This window comes from Spiroplasma endosymbiont of Asaphidion curtum, from assembly GCF_964031085.1.
Classification (GTDB): Bacteria; Bacillota_I; Bacilli_A; order Mycoplasmatales; family Nriv7; genus Nriv7.
Genome location: NZ_OZ035001.1, coordinates 186,720 through 203,291, shown reverse-complemented (window position 1 = coordinate 203,291; position 16,572 = coordinate 186,720). Strand labels below are relative to the sequence as shown.

Genomic DNA, 16,572 nt, shown 5'->3' with positions numbered 1-16,572 from the left:
TATAACTAGCTTAATTCAAAATTATATATTCCTGAAATTAAGTTAAATCGTAATTCAAATCTTCTAATCTTATTGCGATAACGATAAACTAGTATTTTAAATCTTTTTAATCTAGCAAAAACATGTTCAATGGCAATTCTAACTTTACTTAAAAAGCTATTATATTCCTTTTTATCTGGATTTAAAGGATTATTTTTACTCTTTTTAATTGGCAATAATGTATTTTTATGAACATTTTACAAACCTTGATATCCTGAATCAGTAATTAATTCTAATTTTGGATTTATAAGTGTATTTGATTTTAAAAATAACTTATAATCATGAATACTGCCATAACAAAAATCTACTGAAATAATTTTATTGTTAAATAAATCAATAATTATTTGCGATTTTAATGAATGTTGCCTTTTCTTACCAGATAATAATAATTTTAGTTTTTTAAATTAGACTTGGTACATAACTATAACTAGCTTAATTCAAAATTATATATTCCTGAAATTAAGTTAAATCGTAATCCAAATCTTCTAATAGACTTGGTACATAACTATAACATTTTGCACCTACCAAACTATAAAATTCACTTTCATGGTCGCGTTTAGTTTTCTTAGGTATTGCTTTGAAGAAGTAAAACAATCAGCTAATTATATTATTTAATTACTAAACTAACCTTACCTTTCTTATTATTGTCATTTTTATTCGTCATCATTTTATCATATTATTGAATTTTTACACAATGAAAAATTATTAATTTTATTAAATTTTAACTAATATTTTTACTTAATTAAATCTATTATATTTATTTGTTACAGCATTACCTTTATAATTAATTCAACTATCATCATTTTTATTATTATATTTATTAGACTTCTTGCATTACTTATTAAAATAATTACAAATTATTTGTAAATAAAAAATACTATATAGTAATTTCTAACTTTTATTAGGTTAATACTTATGGATTTTATTAAATGTGTAAATTTTGACACAACAAAAAATTATTTTATTATTTAAATTTAATTTTAAATAAATATTTTATGTTATCTATAATTGCAAATTATAAATTGAAGCAATTAAATTAAATCTTAAACTAAATCGTTTTCTACGATTACGATATTTTTCAGTAATAATTTTAAATTTTTTAAGAATAGCAAAAATATTTTCAATAATAATTCTCATTTTTGAAATTAATTTATTATTATGTTTTTGTTCTTTATTTAAAGGGTTTTTCTTTGTTTTTTTCTTAGGTATTAGAACATTACTATGAATTTTTTGTATTCCTTGATAACCATTATCAACTATTAATTTAGTATTTTTTAAAATTGGGATTTTTGATTCTTTAAATAAACAAAAATCATGCTTTTTACCGAGAGAAAAATTTGTTGCAATAATTATTTTGCTTTCTTTTTCAATAATTACTTGTGTTTTAATAGTGTGTTTTTTCTTTTTTCCTGAATAAGATTGTTTTTGTATTTTTTTGGGCGTTGAATGGGTGTTTCTGTAGCATCAATAATAATTGTTTTATCATTAAAATAATCATTTATTAATGCTTTTTTACCAGCAAGTTGTTGAAAATCAGGATGTTTGATTAAAATATCTTCAATTCACTTGATATTTCGATAACAACTAGCTTCACTAATATCAAAACTTTTACCAAGATGAAAATAAGTACGATATTCTCGTCAATATGATAAAGTCATCAATAATCTATTTTCTAATGATAATTTATTATTTTTACCACCTCTTTTAAACTTTTTTAACTCAGCTTCTTTTAAAATATTTAACATTTTATTAAAAGTACTTTGCTTTATTCCAGTTAATCGTAATAATTCTTTATCATTAATAAAATTAAATTTATCAAATTTCATAATCTTAAATTCCTTATAATTTCTATTTTAAATATATTTTATAGGAATTTTGTTTAATAAATAAGTAATGCAAGAAGTCTATTTCATAATGAATTTTTATATATTTCTTTTCTGATTTCTATTTCTGAATTAATATTTTCATTAATATAATGTAATACATTTAATTTGTTTAAATTTGCCATTCTTAAATGTAATAAGTTATTTAAATTCTTATGATTATATATTTTCGCCCCATATCCTAATTGTTGTTTTACCAAATGTGACACATCACTTTCGATGCTACAACCGATATTTCATTTTAAATTTTGATAATGAATACCATGCTTATTGTTTTTAAAATAATTACTCGTTTTTCTTAAATTTGTTTTAATATCTTTATTTAATTCATTTTTAGCAACATTACGACTGTTTTTGATTAATTCTTGATGATTTCCATCCTTATATAATTTAATTCAACTATTTAGTGTTACTTTGCGATTTTCAAAAATAATATTAGACTTCTTGCATTACTTATTAAAATAATTACAAATTATTTGTAAATAAAAAATACTATATAGTAATTTCTAACTTTTATTAGGTTAATACTTATGGATTTTATTAAATGTGTAAATTTTGACACAACAAAAAATTATTTTATTATTTAAATTTAATTTTAAATAAATATTTTATGTTATCTATAATTGCAAATTATAAATTGAAGCAATTAAATTAAATCTTAAACTAAATCGTTTTCTACGATTACGATATTTTTCAGTAATAATTTTAAATTTTTTAAGAATAGCAAAAATATTTTCAATAATAATTCTCATTTTTGAAATTAATTTATTATTATGTTTTTGTTCTTTATTTAAAGGGTTTTTCTTTGTTTTTTTCTTAGGTATTAGAACATTACTATGAATTTTTTGTATTCCTTGATAACCATTATCAACTATTAATTTAGTATTTTTTAAAATTGGGATTTTTGATTCTTTAAATAAACAAAAATCATGCTTTTTGCCGAGAGAAAAATTTGTTGCAATAATTATTTTGCTTTCTTTTTCAATAATTACTTGTGTTTTAATAGTGTGTTTTTTCTTTTTTCCTGAATAAGATTGTTTTTGTCTTTTTTGGGCGTTGAATGGGTGTTTCTGTAGCATCAATAATAATTGTTTTATCATTAAAATAATCATTTATTAATGCTTTTTTACCAGCAAGTTGTTGAAAATCAGGATGTTTGATTAAAATATCTTCAATTCACTTGATATTTCGATAACAACTAGCTTCACTAATATCAAAACTTTTACCAAGATGAAAATAAGTACGATATTCTCGTCAATATGATAAAGTCATCAATAATCTATTTTCTAATGATAATTTATTATTTTTACCACCTCTTTTAAACTTTTTTAACTCAGCTTCTTTTAAAATATTTAACATTTTATTAAAAGTACTTTGCTTTATTCCAGTTAATCGTAATAATTCTTTATCATTAATAAAATTAAATTTATCAAATTTCATAATCTTAAATTCCTTATAATTTCTATTTTAAATATATTTTATAGGAATTTTGTTTAATAAATAAGTAATGCAAGAAGTCTATTAATTGCACAAAATAAAGCAGAAAACAGAAAACAATCACATGTTTATTTTCATAAGTTTAAAAATAGAGAATTAGTAAAATATGTACAACAAAAATTACTATTAGGTTGATCGCCTGAACAAATTTATGGCAGAATTAAAAATTTTCATAAAGAATGAATTATTAGTTTTAAAACAATTTACAATTGAATTTATTCTGGATTACTTGAAAAAGTTACTAATAAAAATTTAAGAAGAAAAGGTAAGAAACGAAAATCTCAAGAAAATCGCGGTAAATTTAATGGTAAATCAATTAAAGAACGAAATATTAATGTTAATAATCGTATAACTGTTGGTCATTGAGAAGGTGATACTGTAGTATCATCACGAGGTAAAAGTAAATCATGTTTAATAACTTTAGTTGAAAGAACATCAAGATTTACTTTAGCAATGTTAGTTGAAAATAGAACTACTAAAGTTGTTAACGAAAACATTAGCCATTATTTATCAATTCTTCCAAATAATCTTGTTAAGACTATAACATTTGATAGGGGTAAAGAATTTTCTAATTGACAACAACTTGAAAAAAATTTAAATGTGAAAATTTATTTTGCTAATGCGTATTCGCCTTGACAAAGAGGTACTAATGAAAATACTAATGGTTTAATTAGAGAAAAATTTCCTAAAAAATTTAATTTTTCAAATACTACTAAAAATGCAGTTCATAAATTTATATTGTCTTTAAACCAAAGACCAAGAAAAATACTAAATTATCTTTCACCAATCGAATATTTGGTTAGAAAAATAATTTAGTTGCACTTAACTTTACAATTTGGCATTAATAATTTTTTATTGTGTAAAAATTCAATAATATGATAAAATGATGACGAATAAAAATGACAATAACAAGAAAGGCAGGGTTAGTTTAGTAATTAAATAATATAATTAGCTGATTGTTTTACTTCTTCAAAGCAATACCTAAGAAAACTAAACGCGACCCTTTTTAAAAAACTGCTTGTGCTTGTCATAAGTCTGTGGTATATTACACAAGGTTATCTAACATATAATTAATATTTTCTTTAGCAAATAAAGAATTATCAAATCAAATTAACTTTAGTTCTCTTACTTTAATTGTTTCTTCATAAACAATTGACATTAAAGGCACAGTAAGTTTCTCTGATAGTAAAAAATCTAATTGCTTAATTTTTTTATCAATTGGCTCCTTAAATTCAAGAATTACTGTATTTGGTTTTAACACAATTTCTTCATTAATATCAGTTAGTCCCAAACTATTAATACTAGTAACAATACCTGTTGAACATAGGAGAAATGCTAAAAAAATTTTCGCAAAACAACCACTCATTTTACTCACCTCAAAATATAGTTTATTTTTCATTACTCTTAATACTTAAACTAAGTTTAGCAAAATAAAAAAAGTGTACAACTATTTTATTAAAAAAACTAAGAGTTTTTATAACATCTTAGTTAACATCTAATATATATTTATGAATTGCTTTACTAACGCCACCATTATTATAAGTATCAGTAATATCGTTAGCAATTGCTAATAATGGTTTTTCACTATCTTTCATTGCAATTCCATAACCAGCTCATTCAACTAATTTATAATCATTCATCCCATCACCAATCGCCATAACTTCTTCACGGTTAATATTTCACATCTTAGCTAAATGTTTAACACCACTTGCTTTACTAATATTCAATTCATTAACCTCAATCATCCTAGATTTTCCCTTATCAGAAACCACAATTTCAGCAATTTGTAACTTTTCTAATTCTAGCGCTAAACTATTAATTCTTTTACTCCTACCTAATAATAAAATTTTATACATTCTAACATCAGAATTTTCATTAACTTTAACAATTTTACGACGATTTAATTTTTGAATTAACCAAATTTTAAAAGTTTTCTTTAAAATATAACCAATATTACCATCAACACTATAACCTCAAAAAGCAACTTTATAATTTTTAGCTAAATTAATAATTTGCTTAATAGTACCTGATGCTATTTCTTTATCAACTAATAATTCACCAGTTCTTAAATTAATAACATAGGCACCATTAAAACATACCATATGCTCACTAGTTTCATATAAACCTAACTCGCGAGCAAATTTATAACTAGATTGCGGTGATCGCCCTGTAACAATAATTACTTTAACACCAAGTTCTTGAGCTTGCTTCACAGCAACAATATTTTCTGGATGTAACTCAAAATGATTTTTCAATAATGTTTTATCCAAATCTAAAGCAACTAACTTAATTTTCATCATAACACCAATTTATCTTTTCTAATTTTAGACTTGGTACATAACCCTCAATTTTATCTACTATTTTGATAATATTATTTTCTAGATGAAGCACAAATATTAGATAAATATAAAGATGAAAGTGAATTTTATAGTTTGGTAGGTGCAAAATGTTATAGTTATGTACCAAGTGTTTTATATATTATTTTCACAAATAATTATAACATATATTACAATTTTTTATTTTGAGAATAAAAATGTATCGTTTAAATAAACGATACATCATTAATAATTTAATAGCATCCAATGAAAATACCATTAGTACTAGTGATTTTACTTATTAGACTTCTTGCATTACTTATTTATTAGCTCAATTATACTTGTAAGTGCAAGTAAATAAAATTGCAAAAAATCTCATATAAAAATTTCATGATGCTAAGTTTATTTTAGAAAAAACAAAGCAAGGAGTTTTTATATGGGTTACAAACATCTTGGCATATATGAAAGAATTTATATTGAGAATCAATTGAAGTTTAAAGTAAAAATTAGTGAAATAGCTAAAAATCTTAATCGAAGTATTAGTACTATTATTCGAGAAGTCAATAGAAATAAAGATAGTAATCATTATTTTTCATTAATTGCACAAAATAAAGCAGAAAACAGAAAACAATCACATGTTTATTTTCATAAGTTTAAAAATAGAGAATTAGTAAAATATGTACAACAAAAATTACTATTAGGTTGATCGCCTGAACAAATTTATGGCAGAATTAAAAATTTTCATAAAGAATGAATTATTAGTTTTAAAACAATTTACAATTGAATTTATTCTGGATTACTTGAAAAAGTTACTAATAAAAATTTAAGAAGAAAAGGTAAGAAACGAAAATCTCAAGAAAATCGCGGTAAATTTAATGGTAAATCAATTAAAGAACGAAATATTAATGTTAATAATCGTATAACTGTTGGTCATTGAGAAGGTGATACTGTAGTATCATCACGAGGTAAAAGTAAATCATGTTTAATAACTTTAGTTGAAAGAACATCAAGATTTACTTTAGCAATGTTAGTTGAAAATAGAACTACTAAAGTTGTTAACGAAAACATTAGCCATTATTTATCAATTCTTCCAAATAATCTTGTTAAGACTATAACATTTGATAGGGGTAAAGAATTTTCTAATTGACAACAACTTGAAAAAAATTTAAATGTGAAAATTTATTTTGCTAATGCGTATTCGCCTTGACAAAGAGGTACTAATGAAAATACTAATGGTTTAATTAGAGAAAAATTTCCTAAAAAATTTAATTTTTCAAATACTACTAAAAATGCAGTTCATAAATTTATATTGTCTTTAAACCAAAGACCAAGAAAAATACTAAATTATCTTTCACCAATCGAATATTTGGTTAGAAAAATAATTTAGTTGCACTTACAAGTATAATTCAGCTATTAAAATTTTTTCATTAGACTTCTTGCATTACTTATTTATTAAACAAAATTCCTATAAAATATATTTAAAATAGAAATTATAAGGAATTTAAGATTATGAAATTTGATAAATTTAATTTTATTAATGATAAAGAATTATTACGATTAACTGGAATAAAGCAAAGTACTTTTAATAAAATGTTAAATATTTTAAAAGAAGCTGAGTTAAAAAAGTTTAAAAGAGGTGGTAAAAATAATAAATTATCATTAGAAAATAGATTATTGATGACTTTATCATATTGACGAGAATATCGTACTTATTTTCATCTTGGTAAAAGTTTTGATATTAGTGAAGCTAGTTGTTATCGAAATATCAAGTGAATTGAAGATATTTTAATCAAACATCCTGATTTTCAACAACTTGCTGGTAAAAAAGCATTAATAAATGATTATTTTAATGATAAAACAATTATTATTGATGCTACAGAAACACCCATTCAACGCCCAAAAAAAGACAAAAACAATCTTATTCAGGAAAAAAGAAAAAACACACTATTAAAACACAAGTAATTATTGAAAAAGAAAGCAAAATAATTATTGCAACAAATTTTTCTCTCGGTAAAAAGCATGATTTTTGTTTATTTAAAGAATCAAAAATCCCAATTTTAAAAAATACTAAATTAATAGTTGATAATGGTTATCAAGGAATACAAAAAATTCATAGTAATGTTCTAATACCTAAGAAAAAAACAAAGAAAAACCCTTTAAATAAAGAACAAAAACATAATAATAAATTAATTTCAAAAATGAGAATTATTATTGGAAATATTTTTGCTATTCTTAAAAAATTTAAAATTATTACTGAAAAATATCGTAATCATAGAAAACGATTTAGTTTAAGATTTAATTTAATTGCTTCAATTTATAATTTGCAATTATAGATAACATAAAATATTTATTTAAAATTAAATTTAAATAATAAAATAATTTTTTGTTGTGTCAAAATTTACACATTTAATAAAATCCATAAGTATTAACCTAATAAAAGTTAGAAATTACTATATAGTATTTTTTATTTACAAATAATTTGTAATTATTTTAATAAGTAATGCAAGAAGTCTATTTTTAAAACCACTTTTAGCTATTTCTGAACCTTTTTGTACTAAAACAATCTTGTTAGTTGTATTAGTATGACGATATAAAACCATTAAATTATTGTTATCAACAATAAGCCATTAAAATATACTGCAAAACATTAATAGAAACACTATTACCAAATTGTTTTCAAGCTTTTATCAGAATGAATAATTTTAAATGTTGTTGGAAAGCCTTGTAACCTAGCACATTCAATTGGCGAAAGTTTTCTAATATTACCATTAACATAATAAGCACCAGTTTTTGCAGCAATTCCGCCGCCCTCAGCCAAGAGCGGAATTGCTTTACCATAAATACTATAAATTTGTTCTCCTTGACCACCTTTTTTAAATGCTCCTACTCTAAAAGAAGTTTTATGAATCATATTTTTATTAACTTTATTGATATCAATAGTAAATTCTTTACTATCAATAATATATTTATTAATATTATGATTTTCTAAAATATCTTTAACTACTATTTTGGAATTAAAACCAGTAGGAAAAATAAATTCGCAATTTTTTAATTTTTCTTTATGCAAAGCAATAATATAAACCCGATTCCTTGACTGTGCTAAACCAAAATCACAAGAATTAATTACCTTATAAAAAACTTTATAATTTAAATCTTCTAATGTTTTAATAATGAATTTAAAAGTTTTTTTATTATTATGATTAACTAAATTTTTAACATTTGCTGAATTATACTTGTAAGTGCAAGTAAATAAAATTGCAAAAAATCTCATATAAAAATTTCATGATGCTAAGTTTATTTTAGAAAAAACAAAGCAAGGAGTTTTTATATGGGTTACAAACATCTTGGCATATATGAAAGAATTTATATTGAGAATCAATTGAAGTTTAAAGTAAAAATTAGTGAAATAGCTAAAAATCTTAATCGAAGTATTAGTACTATTATTCGAGAAGTCAATAGAAATAAAGATAGTAATCTGTAATATACCACAGACTTATGACAAGAACAAGAAATTTTTTTAAAAGGGATGGATTTATTTTTTTATTTAAAATTTTTATAAATAACGACAAATTTTAAGGAAGATTTTAAAAATAGTTTATAATTAAATTCCAAGGTAAAGAAATTACAGATTAATTTTTTGGAGAAAGGCTGTTGGTTGTTGAATAAATTTTTATTAATTAATAAAAATTCACGAAAAGGAAATTAATTAATATGAAAAAATTACTAGGAATCTTAGGAACAATAACAATAGCTGGAAGTGGAATGGCAGGACTTGTTGGCAATGCACCAGCTCCAGTAAAAAACGAAATTAATTATTCACAAACAAATGATTTAGCAACTTTAAAAAGAGAGAAAAGAGAACATTATAATAAAAATGAAATTTATATTTGATATAGATTTTTAGCTCATAATGGTATACAAATTAGAATAAGTAATGATACTTTTAATCAAATTTCATTTAATCATGATTTAAAAACAAAAACTGAATTTGAAAATTATTTATATTTAATTTTAAAAGAATTTCCATTTTATAATGGGTCAGAAAACGCAGGAGACGGTCAATGATATATTAGTAATGAAGACATTTGACATTCTGTACATGTTATAAGTAATCATTATGAAGAAATTTTAAATTTATATAATAAAAAAGAAGATAATAATAGAGGAATAAAAATAATTACTAATAGAGCTGAGAGCTGAGAAAAAGGTGATTATGGTGTTTTTTTAGATAATTAATTTTCAAAATATTATAAAGAAAGGAAATATAAAGTTATGAAGAAACTTTTAAGTTTATTAAGTGTAGTAACAATTACTGGAACGGCAATGCCGATAGTCGTTGCCACAGCACCTCATGAAAAAGAAGAAATTAATTTAGAAAAATTAATTAGAAGTAAAAGAGATAATCATGAAATAGTAATTGATATAGAAGGTCATGATGATTTACTTTTTCAATCAAATGATATTAATGTTCAATGATATTCAAGTTATGGTTTAAATTGAATATTAAAGATTGGTGTAAATTCATGTAATACTATTTTAAATTGATGAAAAAATGACCCCAATTCTCCTGAAAATAAAATTAATAAATTTGCAATAATTTTAGGAATTCTTGTTAGTGCGGCGGGGACAGATTATCTTTCACAATTAGGTTACCAGTGGTCAACTTTAACTGCTACAACGGTGGGGCTTACCACAGGAGCTTTATGAACTAAAGCATCAGAAAAACAAGTATTAAGAAAAATTATTGATTTAATAGTACTATCAGGAATTGTTGCGACAAGAAATGTTGGAGTTTGAATTTCATTTAATTCAGTTTATCCTGTTTTTAATATTGGAAATTTAAATTCTGATAATGCTGAAACTGGTTTAATTGTAAGACCATAATATATTTTGTTTATAGTATCATATTTATATAAATAATTATTCTCTGGTTCAATAATAGTTAAGTATAGTATTTTACTACCAACAGTTGTTGATTTAGAAATCCGTATGCAGTTCAAGTTAATTTTCGTTTCCCTATGTAAGAGCAAAAAATAAATCTTTTAAAATTTAATAAAGAGAATTATATAAAAAATAATTATTCAAACTTCTAGAAATTATTTTGTTGAAAATTTTTCCAATGTTTGAAATGGTGTTTTAGTATTTAATGATGAATGAGGGCGTTCAAAATTATAAAAGTAATAATATTTGTTTAAATAATGTTGAAGTTCGTTTTGATTTAATTTTTTATCCTTAGAATAAAATAATTTGGTATAATGTTGATGAAACCGCTCAATTTTACCGTTACTCTGTGGCGAACGAATCGGTGTGGTTTCGTGGACAATTCCGTTCTTCGAAAGAAAGGTTGTAAAATGCCTTTCTTTTACTTTGTACGATTTTTTATTACTTCAGTTAGTAGTAGTAAATTCAGGAGCATTATCAGTTCTAATGCGTTTAACTATTATTCCAAGTTCGTTAAAATCTTTCATTGCTCTTTGTACGGCATTAACTGCATTATTAGTTCCTAAACTATCATAAACATACCCAAATACTATGCGTGTCATTTCGTCAATGAAATCATAAATGTAATATTTTTTATCAACCGGAAAATTTGATGTGGTAATAATTTTAGCATCCATTTGCAAAAGACCAATCTCTGAGACTTCATAACGCTTAAAATAGCGTTTTGTTTGTTTGATTTGTTGTTTTAATTCTTTTCAACGAGGGTCAGATTTAATTCAGCGATAAAAAGTTTTGATGTTTTTAGGAACTTCTAAATTTTTAACATCATGAAAACCGATTTTTAAATTGTTAAATAAAGACCACATTCCACCGGTTTGAAGATTTTTGTAATCAAAATATAAATCACATACTTTTTCACGAGAATTTAAACTATATTGATAATTAAGATTTTGTGGTTTTGTGGTTTTGAACAATAACAAATCTAAATTGTCAGAATAATAAGCGGTCATAATTTTTTCCGCCCAGCGATAAAAGGTTTTCGTTGCATTCTTAAAATATTTTTTAATAAGTTTTGTTAAAGTAGTTTCTTCGATATAAAAATAAGTACATAAATTTAAATAGGCAGTAATGCGTTTTTTAGTTTTATAGTAATAAGGATTACGGCAATTAGCACTTAATCAACTTTGGATTTTGGCTTTTAAATCTGCTAAATCAGCGTGAGAAATAATATATTTCATTTTTAAACTCCTTAAATTAAGAAAATCGTATTTTTTAATACGATTTTCAAGAATGATTATTAAATTACTAATCTTTATTAGGCATTTCGGCAGAGAATAAAACTATACGATAAACACTTGAAACTTTTTTAAATGAAATTTTAACATTAACAATTTCGTCAAGCCAATAACTATTGACATCGTAAGTAGAATCATCAACCCAATAACCATTTATTTTTTTATAAACACCATTTTTGTTATAAAGATTAGTAAATTCTGAATTATAGACATAAAATTGTTTTTGTAGTGCTAGAAAATTAGGTAATAAAATATTACTTTTTGTAAAATCAAGCATATCATAATTTTTAGGGATTAAAATTAAACCACTATTTTTAACACTAGCAAACTGCAAATTATATTCTTTAAAATTATTACTATTACTACACGCAGAGATAAATATTACCTCAACTAAATTTAAAGCTGATAAAAATTTTCGCATAAAGAAAAATCCTCCTTTCAAAGGAATTATATTTTATATAAAAATACTTTAAATACTTAAGAAAACTTTTTTAATATCATTAGTAAGATTGCTAAAGGCACTACAAATTCAAATAACATTTGAAACGCCGGAATAACCTCAAACACCGGAAAGGCGGTTTTGGTAAAATTAATCGTTGTTTTGGCAATATCCGCAATGGGGCGAATTAAAAGATTAATCCCTGAAAGACCAAGCAATCAATTTAACACACTAACAGAAGCGTGCTGAATGCCACAGGATATCGCACTAAATAAACCCCAATAAGAACAGTTAGGTGTCGGAATTAAGTCATCCATATTACCGCTTATTCCACCGCCAATAAAAGCCGTTGAATTCAAAATGTTAAAATCGTATAAAGAATAATGATATTCAGTACTTTCATTTTTCTTTTTATATAGTAGAAAAGTTAGCGTAAAAATATTAATTCCATACATTACATCAACTTTGGCATTGTAAAAATGCAGTTTATTACTAGTAGCGTTTCATAATTGGTTATCATACGCTTTTAAAACATTAAAATCTATTTGATAAGAACTTTTACCGGTGTTAAAACCATTAGCAATTTGTTTATCTTTAACAAAAAAATAGGAACGAAAAATCATATTCTTACTATTTTGCATTGTGGAATTAAAATTAATTAAATACTGTTTGGGATAAAAAGTAATTAAGGAACGATAGAAAAAACCCATTTGTAAAACATTTTTAGGAATTTGTTGCGTTCCTTTGTAATCTAATTCTACATAAGTAGAGGCGTCCATATCAAAACTGGCATAAAAGAATTGTACAAAAAACTCACCTAAAACTTTATAAATTTTATTAAATAAATCATTAATAAAACTAATAGTTAAATCTTTTTGGTAATAAAGCATAAAATCTTTAAAATCAACTTTTAATTTATCATCATAGCGTAAAAAATGGAAGGTATTACCATAATAATTAACTTGTCCAAAAAAGGTATTAATAAAATTTCCTCCAAAACTTGTTCGCGAGCCAGATTTTCAAAGTGATTTACCATTTTCTAAAAACTCATTATTACCCACAATGCTACCATGCTCAGTTTTTATAGTAATAACATCACCAAAACTGGAAAAGGAAAGCTCTCTAAAAATAACTTCTTCAATGAAACCGGGCGGATATAAATTTTTGCGACTTAAATTAAATTTACTATTTTGTTTAAAACCATTTAATTTAATTGAAATTTCATTCATATATTTAAAATTATTATCAAAGAAATTAAAAATAGGTACTCAATATAAATAACTATAATTAAATTTATCAAAATCTCGGCGTTGTATCATTAAATAATCAAGTTTATCTTGAAACTGATTATATTGATATTCACCATCATTTTTAGTTATTTCGGTAGGTAATTGTTGCTCGTTTTCTTTTTCTGGTAAAGAGGGCATTTCAGCAAAAAAGGAAATTATACGATAAACACCTGAAACTTTTTTAAATGAAATTTTAACATTAACAATTTCGTCAAGCCAATAACTACGGACATCGTAAGTAGAACCATCAACCCAATAACCATTTATTTTTTTATAAACACCATTTTTGTTATAAAGATTAGTAAATTCTGAATTATAGACATAAAATTGTTTTTGTGGTGCCGGAAAATTAGGTAATAAAATATTACTTTTCGTAAAATCAAGCATATCATAATTTTCAGGGATTAAAATTAAACCACTATTCTTAACATTAGCAAACTTTAATTGGCAACTTTCACCACATTGACTAGGATTGCTGGCTCGTTTTTCTCGTTTCATAAATGATTGTTCCATATTAGTTTTTGGTGGTTGTTTTATATCAAAGAAGGCACCCAGGGGGACTAAACCAATAAAAGCAATAACTAACCACGACATAAATTTATACATATCTATTTATCCTTTCTTTTATTGTTTAACTCCTTAAAATTAAATATATTGTTGATAAAATGCAAATCGTTCCTAAAATTTGGAAAATCGGATGTTGAGAAAATAACCTAATCATTGGTTTAAACAAATCTAAAATTTTAATATTATTTGATAGAACTTTATTAAAATATTCTAAACCCTCACGCACATAGGCTCATAAACCTAAAAAGTCGTTTAAAGCAAAAATAGAAAAAACAGCAACAAGAATAAATAATATTATTAATTTAAACATTTTCTAAACCTACCTTTTTATTCGCCGTCCGTGCTGGTTAACTCATGGTCTATTTTTAGGGCTATTACCACTAAACTTCTTAATTGAACCACTAGATGATTTTTTCTTAGCTCCTCAATTAGCAACTGATTTTTGATATTTTTTACGAAAACCAGCTTTTGGTCGTTCAATATGAATACCTAAAATGCCACCAATTACGAGATTTATCACAAGCATAATTAGCGGAAAAATAATAATGCGAATATCTGTTCCAGGAATGGTTAAAGTTCAAATTAAATCAAAAACTTTATAAAACATATCGCCAATCAAACTAGCCATTTTTTCTAAGTTTTCCATTTTTAAACTCCTTTACTTGTTTTTCTTCTTCAGATTATTTTTTAACTTAGTAAGTATCTTACTGAATTTTTCCATTTTTAAATATTCTAATGCTTCAATATCCATCACATTATCATTTCAAAATTTATGCTGATAATTATCATTCAAAGCACGATTACTTAATTCACGCAAGAATGATAAATATTTATTATCATAAAGGTTTAAAATTGACATCGGAATTTTCAATTTAAAGAAATAAATGTCTAATTCCGGAATGCTACGATACTTGATTTTGCGACCTTTTTTATCATTTTTAGCATTAATTAGAGTTAATCGTCATTGTTCGTATTCGCTTACGGATTTAAAAGTACCATAAATAACTTGCAAATAGGGTCGAAAGATACTAACTGGTTTTTTTCTAATACCAACAATTATTGAATTCGCAATATCACGAACTTTAACTCATATATGTTCGGCTCGTTGTCCGCTTGCTAATACAATATGGGTAAATTGGCGAGCCGAAGCGAAATATTCTTGTAAACCTTGGGTTACTCTATCATTTTCTTTATAATCAGTTCCTTCTAAAAATAAGTTGGTTTCATCTCATAACAGTAAATGTTTTTCATCTAAAATTGGATAATTATAATCTAATAAAGACATATGCCCTAATGAAAGCATTTGTTTATCTGTAATCGGAAAAGTAGAAATCGTTTTTCAACCACTTAATAAGTAAGAAGCTAAAACCATTAAAGCAGTTTTTCCAGTTCCTAAGGCACCAATTACTAAATTTAAGGGTGAATTTAATAAGAAATTAATAAAACTACGACGAGCAAAGAAATGAGAAATTTTAGTATATAGAATATACAAAGCAATTAATAAATAAATAATATCAAATAATATTCGTCAACTTTGAGGATTATAATAATGCAAAATCGCACCATAAAATCACGCAATAATAAATAAAGTGCGATTTAAAGCGACAAAATCATATAATCTTAAATTTATTTTTTTAAACAATAGCATCACTTAAATCACACTTTCTTTATTTTTATTACTATCTATCTGCCGGGCATTAATTTTTCAAACATTTTGAAAGCAATTAAAAATAAACCAATAATCACACCAAGCAAGAAAACTCAATATGTAGCAAAGAAATTAACGACATTCGGCATATTACCACCAATAATATCAGTTCAAATATTACCAAATGCTTTAATTAATGCTTTTCATAAATTAGTAACCGCTTGTTCACCAGTAACAGCTGGTGCATCTACTAAGAAAGTTCCGAACATATAATCACCCCCTTTCTAAACAAAATATGATTTAACCTTATAAAATAAAATAACCATAAATAAGACGATGAATACTAATACCATTCAAAACGCAATATTTGCTATTAAAAGTCAAAGTAGTTCTTTGGTTAAATCAATTTCTTTACCACCAGTAATACGAGCTGGAATAGTTGTAATTTGAATAAATAAATCCCAAAAATACACTTTTATTTGTTCTCAATCTAAATCTTTTCAAACAACTAAAAACATAATAATTACCGCTTAAAAGGTCAAAAGAGTAGAAAAATAATTGCTGAGAAGAGCATTACAATTATTAAAATTGAAAACAAAAATACAACTTGAGGTGGTAAATCGGCAGTTGGATAAATTAATTCAATTAACTCAATAATT

At 24.1% G+C, this 16,572-nt stretch carries 20 protein-coding genes and 1 pseudogene; 6 read left to right on the top strand and 15 right to left on the bottom strand.

Going from position 1 to position 16,572, the window contains the following annotated elements; all coding sequences use genetic code 4:
- Nucleotides 1-5 precede the first annotated feature (5 nt).
- The 4 genes and pseudogenes from AAHJ00_RS01215 to AAHJ00_RS01200 form a co-directional block, all read right to left on the bottom strand.
- Nucleotides 6-371: pseudogene (locus AAHJ00_RS01215) on the bottom strand (transposase family protein).
- A gap of 670 nt (nt 372-1,041) precedes the next feature.
- A protein-coding gene (locus AAHJ00_RS01210; RefSeq protein WP_342224217.1) for an IS5 family transposase occupies nt 1,042-1,865 on the bottom strand; the annotation gives its coding sequence in 2 pieces (ribosomal slippage) (nt 1,042-1,469 and nt 1,469-1,865; 825 coding nt in all).
- A 53-nt stretch (nt 1,866-1,918) separates the two neighbouring features.
- Nucleotides 1,919-2,122 (bottom strand): hypothetical protein, encoded by a 204-nt coding sequence (locus tag AAHJ00_RS01205; RefSeq protein WP_342224216.1) that lies wholly within the window; start codon nt 2,120-2,122, stop codon nt 1,919-1,921.
- Nucleotides 2,123-2,539: 417 nt separating this feature from the next.
- Nucleotides 2,540-3,362 (bottom strand): IS5 family transposase gene (locus AAHJ00_RS01200; protein ID WP_342223496.1). Its coding sequence is split into 2 segments (ribosomal slippage): nt 2,540-2,966 and nt 2,965-3,362, totalling 825 coding nucleotides; the frame shifts between segments, so codons are not numbered across the junction.
- Between the two features lie 60 nt (nt 3,363-3,422).
- Here AAHJ00_RS01200 and AAHJ00_RS01195 point away from each other — a divergent pair.
- The gene (locus tag AAHJ00_RS01195; protein WP_342224594.1) at nt 3,423-4,235 is read left to right on the top strand and encodes an IS30 family transposase; all 813 of its coding nucleotides are present in this window, start codon (nt 3,423-3,425) and stop codon (nt 4,233-4,235) included.
- 229 nt (nt 4,236-4,464) lie between these two features.
- On the opposite strand, the gene AAHJ00_RS01190 is transcribed toward AAHJ00_RS01195, so the two are convergent.
- Entirely contained in the window at nt 4,465-4,818 is a 354-nt protein-coding gene (locus tag AAHJ00_RS01190) for a hypothetical protein (protein ID WP_342224215.1), read from the bottom strand.
- Nucleotides 4,819-4,903: 85 nt separating this feature from the next.
- Nucleotides 4,904-5,719, bottom strand: coding sequence for an HAD family hydrolase (locus AAHJ00_RS01185; RefSeq protein WP_342224214.1), 816 nt, complete (start codon nt 5,717-5,719; stop codon nt 4,904-4,906).
- A gap of 451 nt (nt 5,720-6,170) precedes the next feature.
- On the opposite strand from AAHJ00_RS01185, the gene AAHJ00_RS01180 reads away from it, so the two are divergent.
- Both AAHJ00_RS01180 and AAHJ00_RS01175 read left to right on the top strand, forming a co-directional pair.
- Entirely contained in the window at nt 6,171-7,121 is a 951-nt protein-coding gene (locus tag AAHJ00_RS01180; RefSeq protein ID WP_342223478.1) for an IS30 family transposase, read from the top strand.
- Between the two features lie 122 nt (nt 7,122-7,243).
- Nucleotides 7,244-8,067 (top strand): IS5 family transposase gene (locus AAHJ00_RS01175; protein WP_342224213.1). Its coding sequence is split into 2 segments (ribosomal slippage): nt 7,244-7,640 and nt 7,640-8,067, totalling 825 coding nucleotides; the frame shifts between segments, so codons are not numbered across the junction.
- Between the two features lie 329 nt (nt 8,068-8,396).
- Here the strand turns inward: AAHJ00_RS01175 and dcm are convergent.
- Nucleotides 8,397-9,005 carry a DNA (cytosine-5-)-methyltransferase gene (gene dcm / locus AAHJ00_RS01170; protein WP_342224212.1) on the bottom strand — a complete coding sequence of 203 codons (609 nt, stop codon included), beginning with the start codon at nt 9,003-9,005 and terminating at the stop codon, nt 8,397-8,399.
- Nucleotides 9,006-9,062: 57 nt separating this feature from the next.
- On the opposite strand from dcm, the gene AAHJ00_RS01165 reads away from it, so the two are divergent.
- The 3 genes from AAHJ00_RS01165 (at nt 9,063) to AAHJ00_RS01155 (ending at nt 10,618) form a co-directional block, all read left to right on the top strand.
- Nucleotides 9,063-9,215 carry a helix-turn-helix domain-containing protein gene (locus tag AAHJ00_RS01165; protein ID WP_342224211.1) on the top strand — a complete coding sequence of 51 codons (153 nt, stop codon included), beginning with the start codon at nt 9,063-9,065 and terminating at the stop codon, nt 9,213-9,215.
- A gap of 230 nt (nt 9,216-9,445) precedes the next feature.
- Nucleotides 9,446-9,970 (top strand): hypothetical protein, encoded by a 525-nt coding sequence (locus AAHJ00_RS01160; protein ID WP_342224163.1) that lies wholly within the window; start codon nt 9,446-9,448, stop codon nt 9,968-9,970.
- A gap of 36 nt (nt 9,971-10,006) precedes the next feature.
- Nucleotides 10,007-10,618: a hypothetical protein gene (locus AAHJ00_RS01155; protein ID WP_342224164.1), complete on the top strand. Its 612-nt coding sequence runs from the start codon at nt 10,007-10,009 to the stop codon at nt 10,616-10,618.
- 212 nt (nt 10,619-10,830) lie between these two features.
- On the opposite strand, the gene AAHJ00_RS01150 is transcribed toward AAHJ00_RS01155, so the two are convergent.
- The 8 genes from AAHJ00_RS01150 to AAHJ00_RS01115 all read right to left on the bottom strand — a co-directional run bounded on the left by AAHJ00_RS01150 (nt 10,831) and on the right by AAHJ00_RS01115 (nt 16,431).
- The gene (locus AAHJ00_RS01150) at nt 10,831-11,913 is read right to left on the bottom strand and encodes an integrase core domain-containing protein (RefSeq protein ID WP_342224165.1); all 1,083 of its coding nucleotides are present in this window, start codon (nt 11,911-11,913) and stop codon (nt 10,831-10,833) included.
- A gap of 67 nt (nt 11,914-11,980) precedes the next feature.
- A complete protein-coding gene (locus tag AAHJ00_RS01145; protein WP_342224166.1) occupies nt 11,981-12,391 on the bottom strand; it encodes a hypothetical protein in 411 nt (136 codons plus the stop codon).
- A gap of 56 nt (nt 12,392-12,447) precedes the next feature.
- Complete coding sequence (locus tag AAHJ00_RS01140; RefSeq protein ID WP_342224210.1) at nt 12,448-14,304, bottom strand: hypothetical protein; 1,857 nt, start codon at nt 14,302-14,304, stop codon at nt 12,448-12,450.
- Nucleotides 14,305-14,329: 25 nt separating this feature from the next.
- Complete coding sequence (locus AAHJ00_RS01135) at nt 14,330-14,575, bottom strand: hypothetical protein (protein ID WP_338967003.1); 246 nt, start codon at nt 14,573-14,575, stop codon at nt 14,330-14,332.
- Nucleotides 14,576-14,584: 9 nt separating this feature from the next.
- Nucleotides 14,585-14,911 (bottom strand): hypothetical protein, encoded by a 327-nt coding sequence (locus AAHJ00_RS01130; protein ID WP_342224168.1) that lies wholly within the window; start codon nt 14,909-14,911, stop codon nt 14,585-14,587.
- A 12-nt stretch (nt 14,912-14,923) separates the two neighbouring features.
- Nucleotides 14,924-15,913, bottom strand: a complete 990-nt coding sequence (locus tag AAHJ00_RS01125) for a hypothetical protein (RefSeq protein ID WP_342224169.1) — start codon at nt 15,911-15,913, stop codon at nt 14,924-14,926.
- Between the two features lie 35 nt (nt 15,914-15,948).
- Entirely contained in the window at nt 15,949-16,182 is a 234-nt protein-coding gene (locus AAHJ00_RS01120; RefSeq protein WP_342224170.1) for a hypothetical protein, read from the bottom strand.
- Nucleotides 16,183-16,197: 15 nt separating this feature from the next.
- On the bottom strand, nt 16,198-16,431 hold the full coding sequence (locus AAHJ00_RS01115; protein ID WP_342224171.1) for a hypothetical protein: 234 nt from the start codon (nt 16,429-16,431) through the stop codon (nt 16,198-16,200).
- Between the last annotated feature and the right edge of the window lie 141 nt (nt 16,432-16,572).